Origin of the sequence: Rathayibacter sp. YIM 133350 (assembly GCF_037404875.1) — a bacterium.
Lineage (GTDB): Bacteria > Actinomycetota > Actinomycetes > Actinomycetales > Microbacteriaceae > Orlajensenia.
Genome location: NZ_JBBELO010000017.1, coordinates 33,133 through 56,699, shown reverse-complemented (window position 1 = coordinate 56,699; position 23,567 = coordinate 33,133). Strand labels below are relative to the sequence as shown.

Here is a 23,567-nt window from a genome sequence, read left to right as displayed (position 1 = left end):
TCAGGCCCTTGTCCGGTGACTCCATGGGAGAGTGCGGTCAAACACAGGGAAAGAAAGGTGCCCCACGAACAGGGTACAGTCCGGCAGTGGCGAGTGTTGAGGTTTTTTCGGGTTCTCAGGGAGCATCCGTGCGCACGAACTGGGGCTGCGGTCCGAGTGTAACGGCGACCCTTCCACCGGTGACCGAGAGGCTGCTTCCATCGAGTACGCCCAGACTCACCGCACCTCCGGCGACCGGGAGCGTGAGCGTGCCCGGATTCATGGTGTACGCGGCCGAGAGAGTGAAGCCCTTCCCGGAGAACGCGTCTCCGCGCACGATCGATCCATAATGCGCCGTGAGGTTCGACAGGGCGATCTTGCCCGTCTCGACGCCGAGGATGCCCTTGTAGACGGTGATGGCCTTGACCTTGATCGGGTAGTCGATGACACCGCTGCCGCTGTGCGAATAGTTCGAGTTGCCGCCGTCGAAGTAGAAGGTCTTGCGTGAGAAGTCCTTCCCCACGGCATTGCCCACCTTGGCCTCGAAGAGTTCGCCCTTTGCGTCGGTGAACGAGATGAAGATGGAGCTCGCGCTGTTGTCGCCCGAGACGAGCACCGAGAGCGCCTTCGGCTTTCCGCTGACCGGCTTGTCGACCTTCATCGTGAAGCCCTTCGCCGTCGCGAACGAGTACGAGACGTTCAGTCCGCCCCCCGACGGCGAGTCGATCGCCTTGGCGGAGGAGACGGCGTTGCTTCCCGAGGTTGCGGTGATCGCTCTCTCGGGGATGTTCGCCAGGCTCGAGACCACGCTCGAGGTTCCGTTCGTCGGTGCCATCGCCCGTATGGATGCGGTCTCCGACGCCGCCTTTCCGAGGTCGCGGAGGGCGGCATACGCGGGTTTCTGCCTGCCGTCCTTCTGCACGAGGCCGTAGTTCTCGATGCGCGAGGCTCCCGATCCATATTCTGCGAGGCCCCACCACATCACGGCCTTCACGCCGTCGGCGGCGGCCATCAGGTACGCCCGTGAGAGGTATTGCGCCTGGGCAGTCTCGCCGACCCCGCCGTCGCATCCGTCGCCGCAGGTCGACCACCCCATCTCGGTGATCCACAGCGAGGCCTTGGGATTCTTGTGCGCGAGGAACGACTTGGCGGCCGCGATCCAGGTGGGCATGATGCTCGTCTCGGGCGCTCCCCGCACGAACGTGTGGATGGAGAGGCCGTCGTAGGCGGTTCCCGCGCCGTTGGCAGCGACCGACTCCATGAAGTCGACATCGAACCCCGACAACGCCCCGGCGAGAACCGTCGCGGTCGGATCGATGCGCTTGATCGCCGCATCCGCGGCCTTCAGCATCTTGGCGTACGCGGATGCGCTCGGCGCGGGCTTCCAGTACTGGGTCGTGTTCGGCTCGTTCCAGACCTCCCAGACCTTCACCTTGCCCTTGTAGCGCGTCACGAGCTTCTGGACGTAGTCGACGTAGTCGTCCAGGTTGCGCGGAGGGTAGTAGGCAAGTTGGGACTCGGGAGTTCCGGCGGGGGCGGACGAGGCCCAGTCGGCCGAATACACGAGCTTTCCCACGACGGACATGTTGCGCGCCCAGGCGACGTTGACGGCCTGGTCGAACTTCCACCAGTCGAACATGCCGTTGCGCGGCTCGACACGGTTCCAGTCGAACTCCTCGCGCACGTAACGCACCCGGCCCGATTCGAGCAGGGCGGCCTGGTGGTCGGCTTCCGCGGCATCGTCGATCGTCGTGAGCGAACCGTTCGCGCCGACGAACGACGCACTGTTCACGTTGACCGGCCGCGTCGTCGCGCCGGCGGCATACGGGTTGCTCGTGCGCACCAGGGCGCCATCGAGCCCGCCGTTGGCCGACGTGTCATGGGTCAGGGTCGCTTCGATCGATCCCGAGGCGATGCTGCCGTCATCGGCCTTGCCGTTCCAGGCGACCGTGACGGGACCGGCCGCCTTCGCGGTGCCGGTGATGGTGCGCACATGGCCGGAGAGATCGCGCAGCAGGAGCTTCCAGTCACCGGCGCCACCCGCGGTGAAGCTGACCTTCGTCACGCCGCCGTTGGAGGGGCTGAAGCGCTGCGGATCGGCCTTGGGCGCCGCCCAGCCGTCACTGCTCAGCCGCAGCGAGTCCAGCGAGACGGTCCCCTTGGCCGGCTGGGATGAGTTGCGGTCGACCCGCACGTCGACCACCGAGATGGGCGCGTCGAGGATGCCGTCGCCGTCGCCGCGTTCCTTGGCGCCCGGCGCTGCGGTCAGGTCGGCCGTCAGGCTCTTCCACGAGGTGCTCTGCAGGGTCCCCAGCCGGTAGGTGAAGAGCTCGCCAGAGGCATCCTTCAGTCGCACGAACAGCGTGTTCCAGCTGCCGTCTCCCTTCACCGAGACGGCCAGGCGCGTGAAGGCGACGGAGCTCTGGGCGGCGGGCGTGGTGCGGCGCGCGATCATGACGTCGCCGCCGCCGAGGTCGTAGGAGAGTTTCACGGCGTTGGATGCCGCACCCGCCGTGGTCGAGAGCGATCCGCTGCCGTCACTCACCATCCACGACGATACGGAGTCGAAGCTCTCGACGACGGTGTCGGTGGCCGCCGACGAGACGCCAGCGGGAACGAGGGCACCGAGCGTGCCGGCGACGAGCGCAGCGACCACGCCGGTTCCCAGCCATCGTCGGCGGCGTCTGATCGCGGTGTCGGGGAGGGCCGGATTCGTGGGGTGCATGGAGCGCTCCAGTACTCTCGCGCTCATCCCCCGAGAGCGATCAGGTCATCGGTGTCTGCTGCTGTCGCCGTGTGCAACTGCGGAGGGTGCCGAAGGGACACCCCCCGAACGAGGGTATACGACTCAGGCCGGAGCGCCAATCGCTTCGCTGAGCAGGCGGCTGAGGTAGCGGCCGTAGCCGCTCTTCTGCAGGGGCTCCGCAAGCCGGAACAACTGCTCGTCGTCGATCCAGCCGGCCCGCCAGGCGACCTCCTCGATGCATCCGATCTTGGAACCCTGCCGGTCCTCGATCACGCGCACGTATTCGGAGGCCTGCATCATCGACTCGAAAGTTCCCGTGTCGAGCCAGGCGGTGCCGCGTTCCAGCACCTCGACGTGCAGGGCGCCCTTGTGCAGGAAGCTCTCGTTGACCGTCGAGATCTCGAGTTCCCCGCGGGCGCTCGGCGTGATCGACTTGGCGACCTCCACGACCGAGTTGTCGTAGAAGTAGAGACCCGGAACGGCGTAGTTGGACTTCGGATGCGCCGGCTTCTCCTCGATGGAGATGGCGCGCATCTCGTGGTCGAACTCCACGACGCCGTAGGCGCCCGGATCGGCGACGTGGTAGGCGAAGATGAGTGCGCCATCCAGTTCCACGTTGTTCTGCAGGGCGGTGCCCAGCCCCGTTCCGTGGAAGATGTTGTCGCCGAGCACGAGCGCCACCGACTCGTCGCCGATGAATTCCTCGCCGATGATGAAGGCCTGGGCCAGTCCATCGGGGGAGGGCTGCACCGCGTACTCGAGGCGGATTCCGAGGCCTGAGCCGTCGCCGAGCAACGCCTGGAACTGCGCGTTGTACTCGGGTGTCGTGATGATGAGGATCTCGCGGATGCCCGCCATCATGAGCGTCGAGAGCGGGTAGTAGATCATCGGCTTGTCGTAGATGGGCATCAATTGCTTCGAGATGCCCTTGGTGATCGGCCAGAGCCGGGTGCCCGACCCGCCGGCCAGGATGATTCCGCGCATGAGTGTTCCTCCTTGGTTCGGGCCTGGATCAGGGGCGCCCGAGTGCCCGGTAGCGCCAGCCCGCCTCGCGCCACACGGCGGGGTCGAGGCAGTTGCGGCCGTCCACGATGACCTTCTCACGAACGATCGATCCAAGCCACTCGGGATCGAGTGCCCGGTACTGCTTCCACTCCGTCAGCAGCAGCACGGCATCCGCTCCCGAGGCGGCCTCTTCGACCGTCTCAGCGAAGCTCAGGCCCTGGAACTGCTGCCGGGCGTTGTTGATGGCGGCCGGGTCGGTCGCGACCACGGCTGCCCCCTGCAACTGCAGCTGGGCGGCGACGTTGAGGGCAGGCGAGTCGCGGGTGTCGTCGGAGTCGGGCTTGAAGGCCAGGCCGAGAACCGCGATCTTCTTGCCGAGCAGCGTGCCGCCGCACACCTCGCGGGCGAGGTCGACGGCGCGCGAGCGGCGGCGCATGTTGATGGCGTCCACCTCGCGCAGGAAGGTCAGGGCCTGGTCGGCGCCGAGCTCGCCGGCCCGCGCCATGAAGGCCCGGATGTCCTTGGGCAGGCAGCCGCCGCCGAATCCGAGTCCGGCGTTCAGGAACTTGCGCCCGATGCGGGTGTCGTAGCCGATCGCATCCGCGAGCTGCGTGACATCGGCCCCTGTTGCCTCGCAGACCTCGGCGATCGCGTTGATGAACGAGATCTTGGTGGCGAGGAAGGCGTTCGCCGAGACCTTCACCAGTTCGGCGGTCTCGAAGTCGGTGACGATGCGCGGGGTGTCGTTCGAGAGTGCGGTGGCGTAGACCTCATCGAGGATCCCGCGTGCGGTCTCGCCGGTCTCATCGCTCGGCACCCCGTAGACGAGGCGGTCCGGCGCGATGGTGTCCTTCACGGCGAAGCCCTCGCGCAGGAACTCGGGGTTCCAGGCGAGCAGCGCCTCGGGCTGTCCCTCGGCCACGAGCTGGGCCAGACGCCGAGCGGTGCCGACGGGAACCGTCGACTTGCCGACGACGAGCGCGCCCGGCTTGAGGTGGGGAACCAGTGCGGTGACGGATGCGTCCACGTAGCGCAGGTCGGCCGCGTTCTCACCCTTCTTCTGCGGGGTGCCCACCGCGACGAAGTGCACGTCGTAGTCGGCCGCCTCGGAGATGTCGGTCGTGAACCGCAGCCGCCCCGTCGCCGTGGCCGAGGCCAGCAGGTCGGGCAGCCCCGGCTCGAAGAACGGCGCCTCCGCCTTCTGCAGGGCGGCGATCTTGCGCTCGTCGACGTCGATGCCGACCACTTCGTGGCCGAGCTCCGCCATGCAGGCGGCGTGGACAGCGCCGAGGTAGCCGCATCCGATCACAGTTATACGCACTGGAACCTCCGTCAGGTTTCGTGAGTTGAGGGTGAGGTCGAGAACAGGGTGGTCATGCCAGTCGCTCCACGTACTCGTCGAGGGCGACGTCCAGGTCGGCGGGCTCGAAGCCCGTCTGTCGGATGCGCTCCAGTGAGAGCACGCTGTTGAGCGGGCGCGGCGCAGCATCCGGCTTGCCCGCGAAGTACTCGGCCGTGCTCACGCCGGTGACGCGGCGGGGGTCGTGACCGGTCAGCTCGAAGACGCGCCGGGCCACCTCGGCCCACGACAGGGGTCGTCCACCCGACGTCACGTTGTAGGTGCCGTACGGGGCGCCGACGTCGAGCAGGTGGCGGATGGCGCGGCCGATCTCGCTCGCGAAGGTGAGGCGCCCGATCTGGTCGTCGACGACAGCGGGGTCGACGCCTCGTGCGGCGAGGTCGGCCATGGTGCGCACGAAGTTGGCCCCGTCGCCGATCACCCAGCTCGAGCGGAGGATGTAGTGCCGGGGAAGCACCGACACAATGGCGTCGCCCGCGGCCTTCGTTGCGCCGTAGACGCCGAGCGGCGACACGGGGGCCAGTTCGTCGCTCTCGAGGTTGGTGCCGTCGAACACGTAGTCGGATGAGATGTGCACGAGCGTGATGTTGTTCTCGTGAGCCACTCTCGTGAGGGCCGCCACCGCGCTCACGTTCACCCGCCAGGCCTGCTTGCGGCCCTCCTCGGATTCCGCGACGTCGACCTTCGTGTAGGCCGCCGCGTTGATGATGACCTCATAGTCGCGCCACCGCCGGGCGGTCGCCAGGTTCGGCTCGCAGATGTCCAGTTCCGTGCGGTCGGCGAACTCCGCCTCGGGCACGACCGTGCGCAAGGCACGTCCGAGCTGGCCGTTCGCGCCGACGACGAGGGTGCGACGCGGCCGCATGGGCACGACGTCGTCGAGTACGGGATGCGCGGCATCCTTCGCCGAGATGATCGCCTCGTCGAGCGGAATGGGCCATTCGATGCCGAGGGCCGGATCGCCGAGGTTGACGAAGGTGTACTCCGCGCCCGCTTCCGCGCTCCAGTGGTCGTTGACCAGGTAGCTGTAGGAGGTGTTCTCCTCCAGGCTCTGGTACGAGTTGCCCACGCCGCGGGGCACGAACACCGAGACCGACGGATCGATGAGGGTCGTGAAGACCGTGCCGAAGCTGGGTCCCTCACGCAGGTCGACCCACGCCCCGAACACGCTGCCGGTCACGACCGAGACGAGCTTGTCCCACGGCTCGGCGTGGATGCCGCGGGTCGTGCCGGTGGAGACGTTGTACGAGACGTTGTTCTGCACCGGGCCGAAGTCGGGCAGGCCGACCTCGAGCATCTTCTGACGCTGCCAGCTCTCACGGAACCAGCCGCGCTCGTCGGCGTGCACCGGAAGATCGAGCACCAGCAGGCCGGGGATCGGGGTCTCCCGCAGCGCGAGCTTCTTGGCCTCCGCCGCCATCACGCCTGTCCCTGCAGGGCGTAGCGGGCCTCGGCCTCGGACTTCTGCGGCGCCCACCAGGCCTCGTTCGCGAGGTACCAGTCGATGGTCGCCGCCAGGCCCTTCTCGAAGTCGCGGAATGAGGGTTCCCAGCCGAGCTCGGTGCGCAGCTTGGTCGAGTCGATCGCGTAGCGCAGGTCGTGGCCCGGGCGATCGGTGACGGTGTCGTAGGCCTGCGGGTCCTTGCCCATGAGGCGCAGGATGAGCTCGACGACCTCTTTATTGTTCTTCTCGCCGTCGGCACCGATGAGATAGGTCTCGCCGATGCGGCCGTCTTCAAGGATGCGCAGCACGGCGGAGGAGTGGTCGTTCGTGTGGATCCAGTCGCGCACGTTCTCGCCGGTTCCGTACAGCTTGGGCCGGATGCCCTGGGCGACGTTGGTGATCTGGCGCGGGATGAACTTCTCCACGTGCTGGAAGGGGCCGTAGTTGTTCGAGCAGTTCGAGATGGTGGCACGCACGCCGAACGAGCGCACCCAGGCGCGCACGAGCAGGTCGGAGCCGGCCTTGGTCGAGGAGTACGGGCTCGAGGGGTTGTAGGGAGTGGATTCCGTGAACCGCTCGGGGTCATCCAGCTCGAGGTCGCCGTAGACCTCGTCGGTCGAGATGTGGTGGAAGCGCACGTCGTGCTTGCGGGCGGCTTCCAGCAACGTGAACGTGCCGATGATGTTGCTGTCCAGGAACGGCCGGGGGTCGTGCAGCGAGTTGTCGTTGTGGCTCTCGGCGGCGAAGTGCACGACAGCGTCGATCCCGGCGAACAGCTCGTCGACGAGCTCGGTGTCGCAGATGTCGCCGCGCACGAAGCGCAGCCGGTCCGTCGGCAGTCCGGCCAGGTTCTCCTGGTTGCCCGCGTAGCTGAGCTTGTCGATCACCGTGACCTGGTCATCGGTGTTCTCGATCAGATAGCGCACGAAGTTCGAGCCGATGAAACCGGCTCCCCCTGTCACTAAAGTCTTTCGCATTATGTCGTCCGTTCCTCGTCAATGGGTGTCGAAGGACGGGCGACGTTGCCCAAGCTTTTCCGCTCGGGGCGGCTGAAAGTTACTGTAAGGGCTGGTCGTCGCACGTCGGGTGGTGCGCAACGTGAACGTAACGAGAACGTTTCCTGAGAGGCTCTCATGTTTCGTCGAAGCGCTGTCGGGGGTGTCGAAGGGTTCGCATGAGCCCTATCGCCGTCCTTCCTTCACCGGTACTGTGACGCTATGGCGATGAGGCGGATGCCGCAAGTTCTGTGCAGTTCGGTTGCGGTCGCGGCGCTCGCCCTCACACTCGCCGGGTGCGCCTCGCAGGGCAATCGCCCGGTCGAGGACTACTCCGGCTATCCCAAGGGAGCCACGGGCACGCCCGACGAGAGCCGGCTCGAGCCGTTCGCGTCGTGGCTGTCCGGCGGGGATCGCCTGGCCCTCACCCTCTACGGCAGCTCGACCTGCCCGCCGACGGGAGAACGCCTGAACGTGCAGTCGCCCAACTGGCTCGACGCCCGGCTCGTGACCCTGCCGCCGGACACCGTCTGCACCATGGACTACGTGCCCCACACCACCGTCTTCGACACCCCCGCCGGCGTGAGTTCGCGCTCCGACGTGACGATCACCGTTCAAGGGCGAACCATCACGCTCCCCGCCCTGCGCTAGGCCCTCGACGGCGCCACACGGCATCGCCCGCAGCCGGGCTAGGGGGTTTTGATCGGTGTCATCGAGGCCGACTGGTACCTTCCGTGCCCTTGCGTCGAAGCCGTAACGCCACAAGAGTCGCACCGGCAACGACCGAACTCGTCGCGATTGCCAACGGTGAAGCAACCTCGAAGCCGGAAGCGGCAAGTACCGCGGGGTTCACGTTCGACGTGACAGTAATTGTCACCGTTGAAGTTGCTGTCTGGCCGGCCGAGTCGACGATGGTGTAGGTGAAGACAGTGGTTCCCAAGAACGCGGCATCGGGAACGAAGGTGATCGTGCCGTCGGGATTCATGCTGACTGTCCCGTCGGAGGTCTGGCCGACGGATTGAATTCTGATGGCGTCTCCAGCATCACCATCCAGCGCTCGGACGAGAACTGAGGTCGCTCGGGCGGTGGTTGCGAAATGCGGCGTGGCGGTCGGTGGTGTTGGCGCCGCGCACCCCGCACGGGAGCTCGTGTCATACGACAGCGTCACCGCTCCGTTGCCGTCGGAGGTCAAGGGAGCGGTCGAGAAGACGGCATTCACCGGGCCGAGGCTGGAGCCACCGCCGCCGGCGGCTCCGGGCTCGAAGATGTCCCCAAACCGAGAGTGCGTAGTGCCGCCTCCACCTCCGCCGCCACCGCTGTAGTAACCGCCGCCGCCTCCTCCTCCTCCGGGATACGGACTGACTCCGGAGTCGCCATTATCACCACCGACGCCGCCCGCCGTCTGCGTCCCATCCGATCCCGGGGAACCGTCGATCTGGGTTATCGGGTCCTTCGTGGCCCAGGTACCGCCCGCGCTGCCTGTTCCTCCGCCTGCGGCCGTGCCACCACCGCCACCGGCCGCGCGCCCTTGGAATGCCCGTCCACCGGCTGTCTCGCCGACGGCTCCTCCGTTGCCTCCGGGGTAGGAAACTCCCCAGCCGCTTTCAGCGGAGAAGCCTAGGCCACCCCCGCCTCCGCCCCCGGCGATGATGATCACCTGGCCGTTGAGCGAAACCCCGGTTGCACCGCCTCCACCGGCGCTTCTGTTCTGACCGAGCTCATCGTTCGGGAGCGGAATCCCTGGTCGGCCGCCGTCACCTCCGGAAACGACGCCCGCACCACCGGGGCCGGGCGTGGACGGATCACCCAGACCGCCGCCTCCGGCCACGACGAACCCGAGCGTATCCCCGGCCGCTACGGGGAGCACAGCGCTCACCGACGCGCCCGCAGACCGAGGCACGTAGAGCGATGACCACTCCGAGAAACCGGCCCCACCGCCCCCGAGTGCGACCACGGAGACCTGGCAGACCCCGCTCGGAACCACGAACGTCTGGTTCGGGGCGCCTTCCACGAACGCGAATCCGGTGCTTATGGGATCCGCACTGGAGGGCGAGGTCGCGATGACCGCGAACCCGACCCCAACCCCCACGCCCACTGCGAACTTCAACACCGAATGCATGATGTGCTCCAGGTGAAGAGTACTCGCGTGCCTTTTGGTGGGTAACCCCAGGGAAACGGGGCGAGGTTGCACCTGGGCTCGGTGGTTGCCCTTCAGTTGCACTGAGAGCCGGTGCGCCCACGGCGAACACCGCAGATTCCGCGCGAGCGCCTCGTTACTCTCGATGTATCGGCGACCCACCCGCGTGGAAGCCGAGGGGAGTAGAGATGTTCGAGAGATTCACCGACCGAGCCCGTCGTGTCGTCGTTTTGGCCCAGGAAGAGGCCAAGATGCTCAACCACAATTACATCGGTACCGAGCACATCCTGCTCGGCCTCATCCATGAGGGTGAAGGCGTCGCGGCGAAGGCACTCGAGTCGCTCGGCATCTCACTGGATGCCGTGCGCGAGCAGGTTCAGGACATCATCGGTCAGGGACAGCAGCAGCCGACGGGTCACATCCCCTTCACGCCCCGTGCGAAGAAGGTGCTCGAGCTGAGCCTGCGCGAAGCGCTCCAGCTCGGCCACAACTACATCGGTACCGAGCACATCCTGCTCGGTCTCATCCGTGAGGGCGAGGGCGTCGCCGCCCAGGTCCTCGTCAAGCTCGGCGCCGACCTCAACCGCGTGCGCCAGCAGGTCATCCAGTTGCTCTCCGGATATCAGGGCAAGGAGCAGGTACAGGTGGGCGCCAACGAGCAGCAGGCCGCTCAGGGCGGTTCGCAGATCCTCGACCAGTTCGGCCGCAACCTCACGCAGGCTGCGCGCGAAGGCAAGCTCGACCCGGTGATCGGGCGCGAGAAGGAGATCGAGCGCGTGATGCAGATTCTCTCGCGCCGCTCCAAGAACAACCCGGTGCTCATCGGCGAACCCGGCGTCGGCAAGACCGCCGTGGTCGAGGGACTGGCCCAGGCCATCGTCAAGGGCGATGTTCCCGAGACCCTGAAGGACAAGCAGCTCTACTCGCTCGACCTCGGCTCGCTCATCGCCGGAAGCCGCTACCGCGGCGACTTCGAGGAGCGCCTCAAGAAGGTCACCAAGGAGATCCGCACCCGCGGCGACATCATCGTCTTCATCGACGAGATCCACACGCTCGTCGGCGCCGGTGCGGCCGAGGGCGCCATCGACGCGGCGAGCATCCTGAAGCCCCTCCTGGCCCGTGGAGAGCTGCAGACCATCGGTGCCACCACGCTCGATGAGTACCGCAAGCACTTCGAGAAGGATGCGGCCCTCGAGCGCCGCTTCCAGCCGATCCAGGTGGCCGAGCCGAGCCTGCCCCACGCGATCAACATCCTCAAGGGACTGCGCGACCGCTACGAGGCCCACCACAAGGTGTCGATCACGGATGGCGCGATCGTCGCTGCCGCGAACCTCGCCGACCGCTACATCAGCGACCGCTTCCTGCCCGACAAGGCGATCGACCTGATCGACGAGGCGGGCGCACGCCTGCGTCTCTCGATCCTCTCGTCGCCTCCCGAGCTGCGCGAGTTCGACGAGAAGATCGCCGTGGTGCGCGCCGCCAAGGAGACCGCGATCGAGGACCAGGACTTCGAGAAGGCCGCCTCGCTGCGCGATGAGGAGAAGCAGCTGCTCGGTGAGCGCCTGCGCCTCGAGAAGCAGTGGAAGTCGGGCGACGTGAAGACGACCGCCGTCGTCGACGAGGGCCTGATCGCCGAGGTTCTCGCCCAGGCCACCGGCATCCCGGTGTTCAAGCTCACCGAGGAGGAGAGCTCGCGCCTGGTCTTCATGGAGAAGGCGCTGCACCAGCGCGTCATCGGCCAGGAGGAGGCCATCGCGGCCCTCTCCAAGACGATCCGCCGCACGCGGGCGGGGCTCAAGGACCCGAAGCGCCCGTCGGGCTCGTTCATCTTCGCCGGCCCCACCGGCGTCGGAAAGACCGAGCTCGCCAAGGCGCTGGCGGAGTTCCTCTTCGATGACGAGGCCGCCATGATCTCGCTCGACATGAGCGAGTACGGCGAGAAGCACACCGTGTCGCGTCTGTTCGGCGCCCCTCCCGGATTCGTCGGATTCGAAGAGGGCGGCCAGCTGACCGAGAAGGTGCGTCGCAAGCCCTTCAGTGTGGTGCTGTTCGACGAGATCGAGAAGGCCCACCCCGACATCTTCAACTCGCTGCTGCAGATTCTGGAGGAGGGGCGCCTGACCGATGGCCAGGGTCGCGTCGTCGACTTCAAGAACACGGTCATCATCATGACGACCAACCTCGGCACGAAGGACATCTCGGGCGGCCCCGTCGGCTTCCAGATCGAGGGTGACCCGACGACCGGATACGACCGCATGCGCGGCAAGGTCTACGACGAGCTCAAGAAGAACTTCAAGCCGGAGTTCCTCAACCGCGTCGATGAGATCATCGTGTTCCCGCAGCTGTCCAAGCCGGAACTGCTGCAGATCGTCGACCTGTTCATCAAGCGCCTCAGCGAGCGGATGCTCGACCGCGACATGACGGTCGAGCTCGCCCTGCCCGCCAAGGAGCGCCTCATCGAGGTCGGCTTCGACCCCGCACTCGGCGCTCGCCCGCTGCGCCGCGCGGTGCAGCACGAGATCGAGGACCGCCTCTCGGAGAAGATCCTCCACGGTGAGCTGGGGTCGGGTGACCACGTGTACGTCGACTTCCAGAACGGCGAGTTCGTGTTCACCACGTCGCGTCGTGAGCTCACAGCCGGCGTGGGTGCGGGAGCATCCGTCGGAACGGGCGCGGTGACGCCGGACCTCGCGGTCACGAGCGACTAGAAGCCCATCAGGGAAGGGCCGGGTGTTCGGGTCACCCGGCCCTTTCTCATGCCCGCCGCGGGCCGATCAGCGCCCATTTGACATGAAAGCGCTCTCAGCCGCACACTCGACTCGTGCGTGATGCTGAGAAGAACGAACAGCGGGCCGTCGATGAGGTCGTCGAGCGGTTGTCGAAGAAGTTCCCCGACGTCGACCCGGCGGTCATCGCCGAGATCGTGCATGCGGAGCACCTCTCCTTCACCGGACGCCCCGTGCGCGACTTCGTGCCGGTGCTCGTCGAGAAGTCATCGAAGGCCCGGCTCAAGGAACGCGCCCGTACGTCGGCCTGATCAGCGCCCGGCATGGCGTGGGGTTCACTCCCGCCGATGGAGCGCATCCACGAGTGCGGCCTTGTTGAGCGAGTAGTAGCCCGGAATCGCCGCGGCGCGTGCCCTCTCGCGCAATTCGCGAACGGTGAGGGCTGAGAGCGCCGCGTCCGTGTCGGCGGAACCTCCGGCGCCGAGTGAACTCTCCGTTTTGATCGCATTTCCGGTGTCGACCGAGCGTTCGGAATCGATCGGACTATGCGAAGCGTCCGGGATATCCCCGGCGGCGGCGCGGGCTCCGGAAGCTGTGGCTTCCGCAGGCGCGTGTTCCACCTCCGCACTCGGCTGTCCCACGTTCCGCTCAGACAGCGCGTCGGCCTCGACCGACGCCGACGTATTCTCGGCGGCTGTGTGCGGCTTCTCGGCGTGGATGCCCGCCCGCTCTGCCTTCTTCTCGGCCTTGGCGAGCCTCGAGGCCTCCCCCTCGGCCTTCTTGCGTGCGCCCTTGTCGAGCTTCTTGACGGCATGCCGGGCATCCTTCACCGCCGCTCGGGCGGCAGCGAGTGCCTTCTCGGCGGCCTTCTTCAACTTCTTCTGATCTGCCATGTCGTCCTCTCCGTGGAACTCTCGGCTCTCCGACGCCGGAAGCGGTGTCTTCACCGTACGCCGAGGCACCGCATCCGTCGCCGTGTTCTGGCCGCTCGATAGGGTGTTGGCATGAGTGCCTTCGAGGTCCGCCGGGCCCGCACGAGCGATGTCCCCGCCATCGTCGCGCTCGTTGAGCCGCTCGTGCAGCGTCGCATCCTGCTGGGCAAGGAGCGGGTCGTCTTCTACGAGTCGGTGCAGGAGTTCCGGGTGGCCGAGACGAGCGCCGGGGAGATCATCGGCTGCGGCGCGCTGCACGTGCTCTGGGAAGACCTGGCGGAGGTGCGCACTCTCGCCGTCGCCGAGCATCGTCTCGGCAGCGGGGTGGGGCACGCGCTGCTCGAAGTGCTCGAGGCGGATGCGCGCGAGCTCGGGCTCTCCCGACTGTTCTGCCTGACCTTCGAGGTGGGGTTCTTCCAACGCCACGGCTTCCAGGACATGGGTTCGGAGACCGTGGATCCGGCCGTCTACGCCGAGCTCGTGCGCTCGCACGACGAGGGCGTGGCGGAGTTCCTCGACCTCGCCAGGGTCAAGCCGAACACCTTGGGCAACACCCGGATGCTGAAGAGGCTCTGAGGGGCCCATCTCCGCCGGAAACCGGGCGCGCGGGCATCCGTTCGATGAACCGCCGACACGGTGCACGGCGAATGCCGGTACGGTGCCTACCCTGTGGGTATGTCGACGCTCAAGCATCCCGTCGGCCCGCAGCCAAACAAGGTCTACTGGCGCCGGCGCATCCTCCTCGGTCTCGGCCTGATCGCCGTCATCGTCGCCATCATCCTCATCGTCGTGCGACCAGGGGCGAGCTCCGGGGAGCCGAGCGATTCCAGCGCCCGGACGGCGACGACCACCACCCCGTCCACGGCCGCGAACTCGACCACCATCCCGACGGAGGCCACCGAGGCCGACGGGAAGGCATGCAAGAAGAGCGTGATCGCCGTGAGCGCGATCACCGACAAGACCACGTACGCGCCCGGCGAGAACCCCCAGCTCTCGCTCTCGATCACGAACACCGGCTCGAAGCCGTGCGTGTTCAACGCGGGCACGAAGCAGCAGGTGTTCACCATCACGAGTGGTGACGAGAAGTACTGGGTCTCCACGGATTGCCAGTCCGATGCCGTCGACGCGCAGGTGACCCTGAAGCCCGGAGTGCCGATCGCATCCGCGGCTCCGATCACGTGGGATCGCACCCGCTCCGCTGCCGACACGTGCGATTCTGCTCGCGAGGGCGTGCCGGCGGGCGGTGCGTCGTACCACCTGACCGTGTCGGTCGACGGTGTCGACTCCGAGTCGACCCAGTTCATGCTCGGCTGAGGTCGTCCGCCCTGACGCGCTGACCGCCGGCCCCGGCGCTCGGCACGCCGCATGCCGTGTGGCCGGAGGCTAGGCTCAGAGCATGGCCTCTGGATCGCGCAAGAAGCCCGCTGCCCGTCCCTCGGCGAAACGCACCGCCTTCCGCTCGGATGCGCTGGCCACGGCCCTCGAGCGCCAGGACATGGCTGCGGTCGCCCTGGCGTTGCGCAATGGCAACACCGTGGTTCCCCTCGTCAAGCCGGGGCCGCGCGACAACCCGTTGGATGCGGGCGAGGTGTGGACCTACCGCTCTCCCGAGACCGGCGAGATCGCGTTGCTGCTCTTCAGCGATGCCGCGAACAAGCCCGCCAACCTTCCTCCGGCCGTCGGCCTGCAGTCGCCGTCGTGGCTGCGTGCCTTCCTCGGCGCCAACGCCGAGATCATCAGCACCGTCTTCTTCGACATCGCGGGACCGCATCCGATGCAGGCCTCGCCCACCGACCTGCTGGCCGCTCTCGACGCCTGACCGGCTTCGGCGCGGCCACGGGTCGCCGCAGTCGTATCGGGGTCGGCGTGATGATTCAGAACGAGCGATCGAGCTCGCGTTCCCACTGGTCGCGGTCGGCCGCTCGTCGAGCGGCGCGCTCATCTTTCTTGGCGGCGTCGCCGTCGGCCAGCCGCAGCCGCTCCAGAGCCGCCCGCACACTGCCGATCTCCCCGTCGAGCACGGTGGTGAAGCCGAGACGTCGGGCTTCGGATGCCCGCTGGGCCGCCGCTGAAACCGGCCGCACCTCGCCGGCGAGGCTGATCTCGCCGAACGCCGCCAGTTCGTGCTGTACCGGTCGCTCACTCAGTGCGGAGGCGATGGCGACGGCGATGGCGAGGTCGGCGCCGGGCTCGGTCAGGCGCACGCCGCCGACCGTGGAGATGTAGACATCGTTCGCCCCCACCCCCTTCAGGCCGGCCCGGCGTTCGAGCACGGCCAGGATCATCGCGACACGCGATGGGTCCACGCCGTTCACCACCCGCCGGGGCTGGGGCCCGGTCGACTCGACGAGAAGCGCCTGCACCTCGACAGGCAGGGCCCGTCGGCCCTCGAGTGCCACGGTCACGCAGGTGCCGCTCACGGTCGTCGAACCACGGCTGAGGAACAGGCCGCTCGGGTCGGGCACCTCGGCGATGCCGTCGCCGGTCATCTCGAAGCATCCCACCTCATCCGTCGGCCCGAACCGGTTCTTGAGTGCTCGCACGAATCGCAGTGCCGTCTGGCGGTCACCCTCGAACTGGCAGACGACGTCGACGAGGTGCTCGAGCAGACGCGGGCCGGCGATCGAGCCGTCTTTCGTCACGTGTCCCACGATGAGGATCGGAAGGTCGCGCTCCTTCGCCACCCGCACGAGCGTCGCGGCGACTTCGCGCACCTGTGAGGGCTGGCCGGCCAAACCGTCGGAGAGGGAGCTCGAGACGGTCTGCACCGAGTCGACGATCACCAGTTCCGGCTCGACGGAATCGATCTGTCCCAGGATGGTGGCGAGGTCGGTCTCCGAGGCGAGGAACAGGGTCGGGACGAGCGCATCCGTACGCTGGGCGCGCAGCCGTACCTGGCTGACGGACTCCTCGGCACTCACGTAGAGCACCTTCCGGCCGCTCCGCGCCGCGCGGGCGGCGACCTCGAGCAACAGCGTCGACTTGCCGACCCCCGGCTCGCCGCTCAGCAGGATCGCCGCGCCGGGAACGATGCCACCCCCCAGCACCCGGTCGAATTCGTTGATGCCGCTCTGCCAGCGGTCGACCTGCTCGGTGCTCACCTCGGTGATCGGTCGAGCGGAGCGACCGGCCGAGACCGTCACCGGCTTCACGGCGCGCGAGGGCGCGGCCTGCTCGCCGAGTTCGGTCACGGTTCCCCACTGCTGGCATTCGCCGCAGCGGCCGACCCAGCGCACGGCCGTCCACCCGCATTCCACGCACCGGTAGCCGGGGGTCGTCTTCGTCGCCATGTCGTCTCCTGCCTGCAACAACCGCTGCGGTTTCGAGCGTACGTGCCGCTGCCGACACCGCTCGCACGCGCGCCGTCGCTCGGGAAAAGCCGCCAGGTTCATCGGGTGGAGGAGGAGCTGGTCGGCCTCGATTCGCAATGGCGCCGTCGCGCCATTAGAATCGTCGGCGGTACCGTGTCCGAGCGGCCGAAGGTGCAACTCTCGAAAAGTTGTGTGGGTGAAAGTCCACCGTGGGTTCAAATCCCACCGGTACCGCCATGTGATGTCTCAGGACATCGGAATAGCCCGAACCCACGGATCGTGGGTTCGGGCTATCCGCCCCAGGCGGCGTCGCCAGCTGGGCCTCCCCGGCAAGATGGTCTAGGGCATGGGCGGGGCCATGAACCCCGTGACCGGTGCCGAAAGGGTCGTGGTGGTCATGAAGCACGGCGCGAAAGACGGTTCCGCGAAGCTCGCGCAACAGTGCACGCCCTTCGCCACTGTCCGTGCCCGCGTCGTCGGCATCCTCGCGGTCATCGACGTCGGGGACGACGGGCTCGTGCTGCGGGAACTCGCCCCCGGCGTCAGCGAGCAGCAGGTGATCGACGCGACCGGCGCCCCGCTCACGATCGCGTTGGAGGCCGTGGATGCCTGAGCTGCGCGAGGTCGTGATCTGTTCGCCCCTCCGGACGCCGGTCGGGCGGATGGGCGGCGCGCTCGCGCCCCTCCCTGCTCTGCAGCTCGCCGAGACGGTGTTGCGCGCTCTGGTCGAGCGGACGGGCATCGATCCGGCGGCGGTGGAGGGCGTCATCGGCTCACAGGGGTACCCGACGATGGAGGCGCCCGCCTTCGGACGCGTCGCCGCGCTGAACGCCGGCTTTCCCGTGACGACAACCGGCTACCAGCTGGACCGCCGCTGCGGTTCGGGGCTGCAGGCCGTGATCAATGCCGCCATGGAGGTGCAGACCGGCGCCGGCGACGTGCTGATCGCCCTCGGGGCGGAATCGATGTCGCTCGCGCCTCTGTACACCGAGCAGGGGCGATGGGGCCTCCCTCCCGGCGGTCTGCTGCTGCACGACGCGCTCGCCCGTGGCCGCGAGACGGTCGGGGGCCGGAATTTCCCGACGCCCGATGGGAATATCGGCTCGGCGGAAGAACTGCGACGCCAGTACGGCATCCCGCGAGAGGCTCAGGACGCCTACGCGCTCCGGTCGCACCAGCGTGCTGTCGCAGCACAGGAGTCCGGAGCCTTCGACGCGGAACTCGTGCCGGTGACCATCCCGGGCAGACGCGGCGACGTCGTCGTCCTCCACGACGAGAATCCCCGGGCCGACACGACGCTGGAGGCCCTGGCTGGACTGCGCCCCATCCTCGGCCGCGACGACCCGGATGCGACGGTCACGGCCGGCAACTCCAGCGGTCAGAACGATGCAGCGGCCGCCGCAATCGTCACGACCCCGCAGCGCGCCCACGAGCTGGGACTGACTCCGCTGCTCCGGCTCCGGTCGTGGGCGGTCGCGGGAAATGATCCGCGCGTCTTCGGCGTCGCGCCCGTGCCCGCCGCGAACAGGGCCCTGCAGCGCGCCGGGCTCTCGTGGTCGGACATCGATGTGATCGAGCTCAACGAGGCGTTCGCGGTGCAGGTTCTCGTCTGCCTCGCGGACTGGCGCATCGACGCGGAGGATCCGCGGCTGAACCCGCGCGGCAGCGGCATCTCGATCGGCCATCCCATCGGCGCGACGGGGCTGCGGATGCTCGCGACCCTCGCCCACGAACTGCCTGCTCTCGACGGCTCACTCGCGGTCGAGACGATGTGCATCGGCGGCGGCCAGGCGCTCGCCGCGGTCTTCGAGCGCGTCTGAGTCGCGGCCGCCGATCGAGTTCAACTCTCGCCCCCATCATCCAACGGCCCGGACCGTCGCGGCGAGCGGCGCTTCCTTCCGTGGCCCTACTACAACGACGAGGGCTGATCGGAAGCCGGTCGTCTACCGTGCTCTGGTTCGCGAGGCGCGGCGTGCGTAGGGTGAAGACATTCGCGTGTGTTGAGAGAAGAGGGTGCTTTCGATGACTGAGATTCCCCGCCAGGTGCTGCCGATTCCCGACACGAAGCCGGTCACTCTCACCACGTACACGACGAAGGATCCCGACACGAAGTTTCCGCCCATCACGCCGTTGCGTCCGCCCGCGGGTGCGCCGAACGTGTTGGTGGTTCTGCTGGACGACGTCGGGTTCGGCGCATCGAGTGCGTTCGGGGGACCGTGTGCGACGCCGACGGCGGAGCGTCTGGCGGCATCCGGTCTGAAGTACAACCGTTTCCACACCACCGCGTTGTGCTCGCCCACGCGGGCTGCCCTGCTGTCCGGGCGGAATCACCACGCCGTCGGCATGGGTGCGATCACAGAGATGGCCACCTCGGCCCCCGGCTACAACTCGCTGCGCCCGAACACGTGCGCCCCGCTCGCGGAGATCCTGCGGTTGAACGGCTACTCGACCGCCCAGATCGGCAAGTGCCACGAGGTGCCCGTGTTCGAATCGAGCCCGATCGGCCCGTTCGACCACTGGCCGCATCCCGGCGGCGGCTTCGAGTACTTCTACGGATTCATCGGTGGAGAGAACAACCAGTGGTACCCGGCGCTCTACGAACAGACGACCCCCGTCGAGCCGTGGGGAACGCCCGAGGAGGGCTACCACCTCATGGCCGACCTGGCCGACCACACCATCTCGTGGATCACGCAGCAGAAGTCGATGGCACCCGACAAGCCGTTCTTCACCTATCTGGCGCCCGGCGCGACGCACGCCCCGCATCACGTCCCCGAGGAGTGGATCGCGAAGTACCGGGGCCGCTTCGACGCGGGATGGGATGCGCTCCGCGATGAGATGTTCGCCCGCCAGAAGCAGCTCGGCGTCATTCCCGCCGACGCCGACCTGACCGCGCGCCCCAGCGAGATCCCCGCCTGGGACGACCAGCCCGAGGAGCTCAAGCCGGTCCTCGCCCGCGAGATGGAGGTCTACGCGGCCTTCCTCGAGTACGCCGACCACCATGTCGGCCGGGTCATCGACTGCCTCGACGAACTCGGCATCCTCGATGACACGCTGATCTACTACATCATCGGCGACAACGGCGCATCCGGGGAGGGCACCCTGATCGGCACGACCAACGAGATCATGGTCTCCGAGGCCCCCGACCTGTCGACCCCGGAATGGCTCATCGACCGGATCGACGACCTCGGCACTCCGCGGGCATACAACCACTACGCCGTCGGCTGGGCCCACGCGATGGACACGCCCTACCAGTGGACGAAGCAGATCGCCTCGCACTTCGGCGGCACCCGTAACGGCACGATCGTGCACTGGCCGAGCCGCATCGAGTCGAAGGGCGAGATCCGGCAGCAGTTCCACCACGTGATCGACGTGGTCCCGACGGTGCTCGAGGCCGCGGGCCTCCCGTTCCCCACCGCCGTCAACGGCGTGCAGCAGGAACCGTTGCACGGGGTGAGCATGGCCTACAGCTTCGACGACGAAAAGGCGGCCGAACGACACGAGACGCAGTACTTCGAGATGATGTGCAATCGCGGCATTTATCACAAGGGCTGGACCGCGGTGACGAAGCACGCGACGCCGTGGGAGTTCTCCGGTCGGAGTGAAGACGTGGACGCTGACGTCTGGGAGTTGTACGACACCGCTGTCGACTGGACGCAGGCCCACGATCTGGCCGCCGAGCTGCCCGAGAAGCTCAAAGCCCTGCAGAGGCTCTTCGAACTCGAGGCGGGCAAGTACAACGTGTTCCCGCTGGAGCCGCGTTTCGCCGAGCGATTCAACGCGGATCTCGCGGGCCGTCCCAACCCTGTCGTCGGCGACAGCCAGGTTCTGTACGGCGGGATGCGACGGCTGCAGGAGAACGTCGTGATCAATATCCGCAACAAATCGCACTCCGTCGCGGCGGAGATCACCGTGCCCGAGGAGGGCGCTGAGGGTGTGATCGTCGCCCAGGGCGGCCAGACCGGCGGCTGGTCGTTGTACGCGCTCGACGGAAGGCTGCGCTACGCCTACAACTTCACCGGCGCTCGCTATTACTACGTCGGTGCGGAAGCGCCGTTGCCGACCGGTACCCACCAGGTGCGGATGGAGTTCGTCTACGACGGCGGCGGCATCGGAAAGGGTGGCGACGTGACCCTCTACATCGACGGGACGTCGGCAGGATCCGGCCGCGTCGAAAGAACCCACTGGGGCATCTTCTCGATGGACGAGACCACCGAGGTCGGAAGCGATGCGGGTGCTCCCGTCTCGGAGGAGTACGGACCGAGTGGCAACGAGTTCACCGGCCGGATCGCCTGGGTCCAGCTCGACATCGACGCGGCAGCCGAGGATCTCGACCACCTCATCTCGCCCGAGGAGCGCTTCCGGGTGGCGATGGCGAAGCAGTGAGGCGCGCACCGGAGGTCTGAAGGCGCGATCGCAGCGGTTGCCAGAATCGCATTTCGACAGTTGGTCAGGCGGCTCTTTGCGCCGCGTCACGGCGACGGTAGAGGAGCGCGCCGATGACCGCGACACCGGCGACGAAGATCGGAATGAACCAAGGAAATCCGGGATTGGTTTTCACGACCATACCGGATGCTGTCTCGGGTGGGGCGATGCGTTCTCCGCGCACGAGCAGGCGGTGCGAGTTCACGTTGATCGGTGTGCAGGTAAGGAGCGTGACGTAATCCTCGCCCGGAACGATGTCGAGTGCCGTTGTGTCGTTGGGAAGGGTCACCGTGATCTGGTCGACCCGGTAGTAGAGGGTCTGGTCGAGGACCGTGACGGCGAAGGTGTCGCCCTTGCGCACCTTCTGCAGGTCGGTGAACATCGTCGCGTTCGGCAGGCCCGCGTGCGCTGTGACGACCGCGTGCGTGCTCGGACCGCCGACGGGGAGTGAAGATCCGTAGAGGTGTCCGGCCCCGCGGTCGAGCGCGGCGTCGGACGTGCCGTGGTAGATCGGCAGGTTCACTCCGATCGACGGGATCCTTACCGTGCCCATGGCGTACCTGCCCGGCATCTCCAGCTGACGCAGGTAGTTCTGATAGTCGTCCGTGGCCTGCTGGCGACTCGTCGCGGAGGAGTACGGATCGCGTAGTGCCCCGTGCGGGATGTTCGCGTTGTACGCTCGGGCGGCGGCGAGGGATTGCTGATTGCTCGACGACGCCGAGCGTTCGACCTGCTGCTCATACGCCTTCAGGTCGTTGCTGATGGCCGCAGCGCTCATCCACGAGCCGGCGGCCGGGTACAGGATGATGCCCAGTCCAGCAGCCGCGACCACGAGCACGAGCATCCGCTGGAAGATGCCGCGCCGGCGGGTCTCTCCGCCCTTGGTCACGCCCGCCGAGCCTCAGTCGTGCGCGCGAGCTGCTGCCTTGCGGCGGCTTCGGATAAGAAGAAGAATCGCGCCGGCCAGGATGACCGCTCCTGCGCCGTAGAACAGCGACGCGCCGATCATGCTTCCCGTGAACGGAAGGGGGAAGCCGCCGTTGTGCGGCGGATCGGCAAGGAGGTAGTCGACCTCGTTGTCGAGGTCATCGACGACGACCTGGACGGGCTGAGCGAGCAGGTCGTAGCCGGACGGGGCGGCGATCTCGGCGACGTAGTACGGCTGATAGCCGGGGTCCGACGGGAGGAGAGCCTGATTGTCGGCCCAGCCGGAGAAACGCAGGCCGTCGATGGTGACGTTCCCGTTGGCGTCGGTCGCCCAGGTGCTGACTCCGCTGATGTCGATGCGGTTCGTGTCGTTCTGGGCATCCGGCAGAGTCGGGTACACGGCGAACTTCGCGCCGGCGAGGTTGATCGTCGGATCGACCGTCGACGTCTTGTGCAGCGTCACGTTGCCGAACTTCGTCACCGGATCGTCGGTCGGAGTCGGGCCGCCGGGCTGCCCGGGCGTGATCGTCTGACTGGCGAGGTCCGGATAGATCCACGCGGTGTTCGGGATCTCGCCGATCTGGGCGACCGTTGTCTTCACGGTCGTCGAAACCTGTCCCGCGGGGTCCGCCTCGAGCTTCGCCAGGCCAGGTGCGAGGAGGTCGATCTGGAGCGTGTTCGGGAACAGCACTGGATCGGCCAGAGCAGGGTCGGTCTGCGCATAGGTCTCTGCATAGTCGACGCCGAATACGAGCGGAGTTCCCCCGAGGGCCACGATGGTGGAACCCAAGGCATACGTCAGCTGCGATGCGATCGGGTCCGCGATCCGGTACCCGTCGACCGCCGTCGCCTGTGGGATGTCCGACGTGATGGTCCACACGACCGGGTCGCCGAGGGCGATCGCCGTAGTGTCGCTCACCGTCTTGGATGCTGTCGTGATGTCGTCTTTCGGATACACGTTGACGTCGTACAGCCACTGCGTGGTGTCGTTCGGGTTGGTCAGCGGGACGGTGACGAGGAAGGGCGCGCTCGGGACTCCGCCGGGCGGAAGGCCCGTCTCCGTCACGAGGTACACCCCGACGGGCAGGTTGGCGAATGCGGCGACGCCCTCGGCTGCGGTGGTGGCGGATGCCTGACTGTCGAAGGGAGCCGTCGTCGCCTCTTCGACAGTCAAGCTCGAGAGGTTCGTCCAGCCTTGATTCGTCGTGAGGTCGTAGGTTGCCGGGTCGACGCGCTGCAGCGTGTAGGTCACGCCGGCGAGCGGCGTGAGGCCGGCCAGTTGCGACGGATCGATAGCGGAGCCGTCGTTGGGCAGGCCGCTGTCGCCGCCGGGCGGAGACTCGAACTTGTGGACGGTGATCGAGCCCAGTGCGCTCGGGTCGATAAGGTTCGGCGACGCCGCCTGTGCTGCGCCACCTGCGCTGACAGCAAGGACGACGCCGACGGCAACGGCGGCCGAGGCGCGCATGAGCGCCTGTCTGGAGATACGGAACACGTCCTCAGCTCCCTCCCGGGCGTCCCCACGCCACGGACCCGAGGGACGACCGGCATGGATATCCGAGCCGATCTGAGCATCCCTCGCC

Annotated in this window: 19 protein-coding genes and 1 tRNA gene; 10 read left to right on the top strand and 10 right to left on the bottom strand. The window is 67.3% G+C overall.

Features of this window, described 5'->3' with window-relative positions:
• Window positions 1–115: 115 nt before the first annotated feature.
• From WDJ51_RS04015 to rfbB, 5 genes are all read right to left on the bottom strand, one after another.
• Window positions 116–2,704, bottom strand: a complete 2,589-nt coding sequence (locus WDJ51_RS04015) for an endo-1,4-beta-xylanase (RefSeq protein ID WP_337851142.1) — start codon at window positions 2,702–2,704, stop codon at window positions 116–118.
• A gap of 123 nt (window positions 2,705–2,827) precedes the next feature.
• Window positions 2,828–3,709 (bottom strand): glucose-1-phosphate thymidylyltransferase RfbA, encoded by an 882-nt coding sequence (gene rfbA, locus WDJ51_RS04010; protein ID WP_337851141.1) that lies wholly within the window; start codon window positions 3,707–3,709, stop codon window positions 2,828–2,830.
• Between the two features lie 28 nt (window positions 3,710–3,737).
• Window positions 3,738–5,051 carry a UDP-glucose dehydrogenase family protein gene (locus tag WDJ51_RS04005; RefSeq protein ID WP_337851140.1) on the bottom strand — a complete coding sequence of 438 codons (1,314 nt, stop codon included), beginning with the start codon at window positions 5,049–5,051 and terminating at the stop codon, window positions 3,738–3,740.
• Window positions 5,052–5,103: 52 nt separating this feature from the next.
• The gene (locus tag WDJ51_RS04000) at window positions 5,104–6,510 is read right to left on the bottom strand and encodes a bifunctional dTDP-4-dehydrorhamnose 3,5-epimerase family protein/NAD(P)-dependent oxidoreductase (RefSeq protein WP_337851238.1); all 1,407 of its coding nucleotides are present in this window, start codon (window positions 6,508–6,510) and stop codon (window positions 5,104–5,106) included.
• A complete protein-coding gene (gene rfbB, locus WDJ51_RS03995) occupies window positions 6,510–7,511 on the bottom strand; it encodes a dTDP-glucose 4,6-dehydratase (protein WP_337851139.1) in 1,002 nt (333 codons plus the stop codon). The genes WDJ51_RS04000 and rfbB overlap by 1 nt, the downstream gene beginning before the upstream one ends.
• A gap of 255 nt (window positions 7,512–7,766) precedes the next feature.
• Here rfbB and WDJ51_RS03990 point away from each other — a divergent pair, with 255 nt between their 5' ends.
• Window positions 7,767–8,180 carry a hypothetical protein gene (locus tag WDJ51_RS03990; RefSeq protein WP_337851138.1) on the top strand — a complete coding sequence of 138 codons (414 nt, stop codon included), beginning with the start codon at window positions 7,767–7,769 and terminating at the stop codon, window positions 8,178–8,180.
• A gap of 58 nt (window positions 8,181–8,238) precedes the next feature.
• Here the strand turns inward: WDJ51_RS03990 and WDJ51_RS03985 are convergent, their stop codons facing one another.
• Window positions 8,239–8,748, bottom strand: a complete 510-nt coding sequence (locus WDJ51_RS03985; RefSeq protein WP_337851137.1) for an Ig-like domain-containing protein — start codon at window positions 8,746–8,748, stop codon at window positions 8,239–8,241.
• Window positions 8,749–9,854: 1,106 nt separating this feature from the next.
• Between WDJ51_RS03985 and WDJ51_RS03980 the strand changes: the two genes are divergently transcribed.
• Both WDJ51_RS03980 and WDJ51_RS03975 read left to right on the top strand, forming a co-directional pair.
• Window positions 9,855–12,374 carry an ATP-dependent Clp protease ATP-binding subunit gene (locus WDJ51_RS03980; RefSeq protein WP_337851136.1) on the top strand — a complete coding sequence of 840 codons (2,520 nt, stop codon included), beginning with the start codon at window positions 9,855–9,857 and terminating at the stop codon, window positions 12,372–12,374.
• 113 nt (window positions 12,375–12,487) lie between these two features.
• Entirely contained in the window at window positions 12,488–12,703 is a 216-nt protein-coding gene (locus WDJ51_RS03975; protein WP_337851135.1) for a three-helix bundle dimerization domain-containing protein, read from the top strand.
• Window positions 12,704–12,727: 24 nt separating this feature from the next.
• Here WDJ51_RS03975 and WDJ51_RS03970 read toward each other — a convergent pair whose 3' ends face one another.
• Window positions 12,728–13,285: a hypothetical protein gene (locus tag WDJ51_RS03970; protein ID WP_337851134.1), complete on the bottom strand. Its 558-nt coding sequence runs from the start codon at window positions 13,283–13,285 to the stop codon at window positions 12,728–12,730.
• A 111-nt stretch (window positions 13,286–13,396) separates the two neighbouring features.
• Between WDJ51_RS03970 and WDJ51_RS03965 the strand changes: the two genes are divergently transcribed.
• The 3 genes from WDJ51_RS03965 (at window position 13,397) to WDJ51_RS03955 (ending at window position 15,143) form a co-directional block, all read left to right on the top strand.
• Window positions 13,397–13,900 (top strand): amino-acid N-acetyltransferase, encoded by a 504-nt coding sequence (locus tag WDJ51_RS03965; protein WP_337851133.1) that lies wholly within the window; start codon window positions 13,397–13,399, stop codon window positions 13,898–13,900.
• A 99-nt stretch (window positions 13,901–13,999) separates the two neighbouring features.
• Window positions 14,000–14,638 carry a hypothetical protein gene (locus tag WDJ51_RS03960; RefSeq protein WP_337851132.1) on the top strand — a complete coding sequence of 213 codons (639 nt, stop codon included), beginning with the start codon at window positions 14,000–14,002 and terminating at the stop codon, window positions 14,636–14,638.
• A gap of 82 nt (window positions 14,639–14,720) precedes the next feature.
• Window positions 14,721–15,143, top strand: a complete 423-nt coding sequence (locus WDJ51_RS03955; protein ID WP_337851131.1) for a dehydrogenase — start codon at window positions 14,721–14,723, stop codon at window positions 15,141–15,143.
• 55 nt (window positions 15,144–15,198) lie between these two features.
• Here the strand turns inward: WDJ51_RS03955 and radA are convergent, their stop codons facing one another.
• Window positions 15,199–16,614 carry a DNA repair protein RadA gene (gene radA, locus WDJ51_RS03950; RefSeq protein ID WP_337851130.1) on the bottom strand — a complete coding sequence of 472 codons (1,416 nt, stop codon included), beginning with the start codon at window positions 16,612–16,614 and terminating at the stop codon, window positions 15,199–15,201.
• Window positions 16,615–16,782: 168 nt separating this feature from the next.
• On the opposite strand from radA, the gene WDJ51_RS03945 reads away from it, so the two are divergent.
• The 4 genes from WDJ51_RS03945 (at window position 16,783) to WDJ51_RS03930 (ending at window position 21,018) form a co-directional block, all read left to right on the top strand.
• Window positions 16,783–16,872 (top strand) — tRNA-Ser (locus WDJ51_RS03945).
• 109 nt (window positions 16,873–16,981) lie between these two features.
• A complete protein-coding gene (locus WDJ51_RS03940) occupies window positions 16,982–17,248 on the top strand; it encodes a hypothetical protein (protein WP_337851129.1) in 267 nt (88 codons plus the stop codon).
• A complete protein-coding gene (locus WDJ51_RS03935) occupies window positions 17,241–18,455 on the top strand; it encodes an acetyl-CoA C-acetyltransferase (protein WP_337851128.1) in 1,215 nt (404 codons plus the stop codon). Before WDJ51_RS03940 ends, WDJ51_RS03935 begins: the two co-directional genes overlap by 8 nt.
• Window positions 18,456–18,657: 202 nt before the next feature.
• Complete coding sequence (locus WDJ51_RS03930; protein ID WP_337851127.1) at window positions 18,658–21,018, top strand: arylsulfatase; 2,361 nt, start codon at window positions 18,658–18,660, stop codon at window positions 21,016–21,018.
• Between the two features lie 64 nt (window positions 21,019–21,082).
• On the opposite strand, the gene WDJ51_RS03925 is transcribed toward WDJ51_RS03930, so the two are convergent.
• Window positions 21,083–21,946 carry a class C sortase gene (locus WDJ51_RS03925; protein WP_337851126.1) on the bottom strand — a complete coding sequence of 288 codons (864 nt, stop codon included), beginning with the start codon at window positions 21,944–21,946 and terminating at the stop codon, window positions 21,083–21,085.
• A gap of 12 nt (window positions 21,947–21,958) precedes the next feature.
• Entirely contained in the window at window positions 21,959–23,479 is a 1,521-nt protein-coding gene (locus WDJ51_RS03920; RefSeq protein ID WP_337851125.1) for a SpaH/EbpB family LPXTG-anchored major pilin, read from the bottom strand.
• Between the last annotated feature and the right edge of the window lie 88 nt (window positions 23,480–23,567).

Coding starts and splice junctions, on each gene's coding strand:
- WDJ51_RS03970 (WP_337851134.1), bottom strand. CDS start 13,285: ATGGCAGATCAGAAGAAGTTGAAGAAGGCCGCCGAGAAGGCACTCGCT.
- rfbB (WP_337851139.1), bottom strand. CDS start 7,511: ATGCGAAAGACTTTAGTGACAGGGGGAGCCGGTTTCATCGGCTCGAAC.
- WDJ51_RS03980 (WP_337851136.1), top strand. CDS start 9,855: ATGTTCGAGAGATTCACCGACCGAGCCCGTCGTGTCGTCGTTTTGGCC.
- rfbA (WP_337851141.1), bottom strand. CDS start 3,709: ATGCGCGGAATCATCCTGGCCGGCGGGTCGGGCACCCGGCTCTGGCCG.
- WDJ51_RS03990 (WP_337851138.1), top strand. CDS start 7,767: ATGCCGCAAGTTCTGTGCAGTTCGGTTGCGGTCGCGGCGCTCGCCCTC.
- WDJ51_RS03955 (WP_337851131.1), top strand. CDS start 14,721: ATGGCCTCTGGATCGCGCAAGAAGCCCGCTGCCCGTCCCTCGGCGAAA.
- radA (WP_337851130.1), bottom strand. CDS start 16,614: ATGGCGACGAAGACGACCCCCGGCTACCGGTGCGTGGAATGCGGGTGG.
- WDJ51_RS04015 (WP_337851142.1), bottom strand. CDS start 2,704: ATGCACCCCACGAATCCGGCCCTCCCCGACACCGCGATCAGACGCCGC.
- WDJ51_RS03940 (WP_337851129.1), top strand. CDS start 16,982: ATGGGCGGGGCCATGAACCCCGTGACCGGTGCCGAAAGGGTCGTGGTG.
- WDJ51_RS03930 (WP_337851127.1), top strand. CDS start 18,658: ATGACTGAGATTCCCCGCCAGGTGCTGCCGATTCCCGACACGAAGCCG.
- WDJ51_RS04000 (WP_337851238.1), bottom strand. CDS start 6,510: ATGGCGGCGGAGGCCAAGAAGCTCGCGCTGCGGGAGACCCCGATCCCC.
- WDJ51_RS03960 (WP_337851132.1), top strand. CDS start 14,000: ATGTCGACGCTCAAGCATCCCGTCGGCCCGCAGCCAAACAAGGTCTAC.
- WDJ51_RS03965 (WP_337851133.1), top strand. CDS start 13,397: ATGAGTGCCTTCGAGGTCCGCCGGGCCCGCACGAGCGATGTCCCCGCC.
- WDJ51_RS03935 (WP_337851128.1), top strand. CDS start 17,241: ATGCCTGAGCTGCGCGAGGTCGTGATCTGTTCGCCCCTCCGGACGCCG.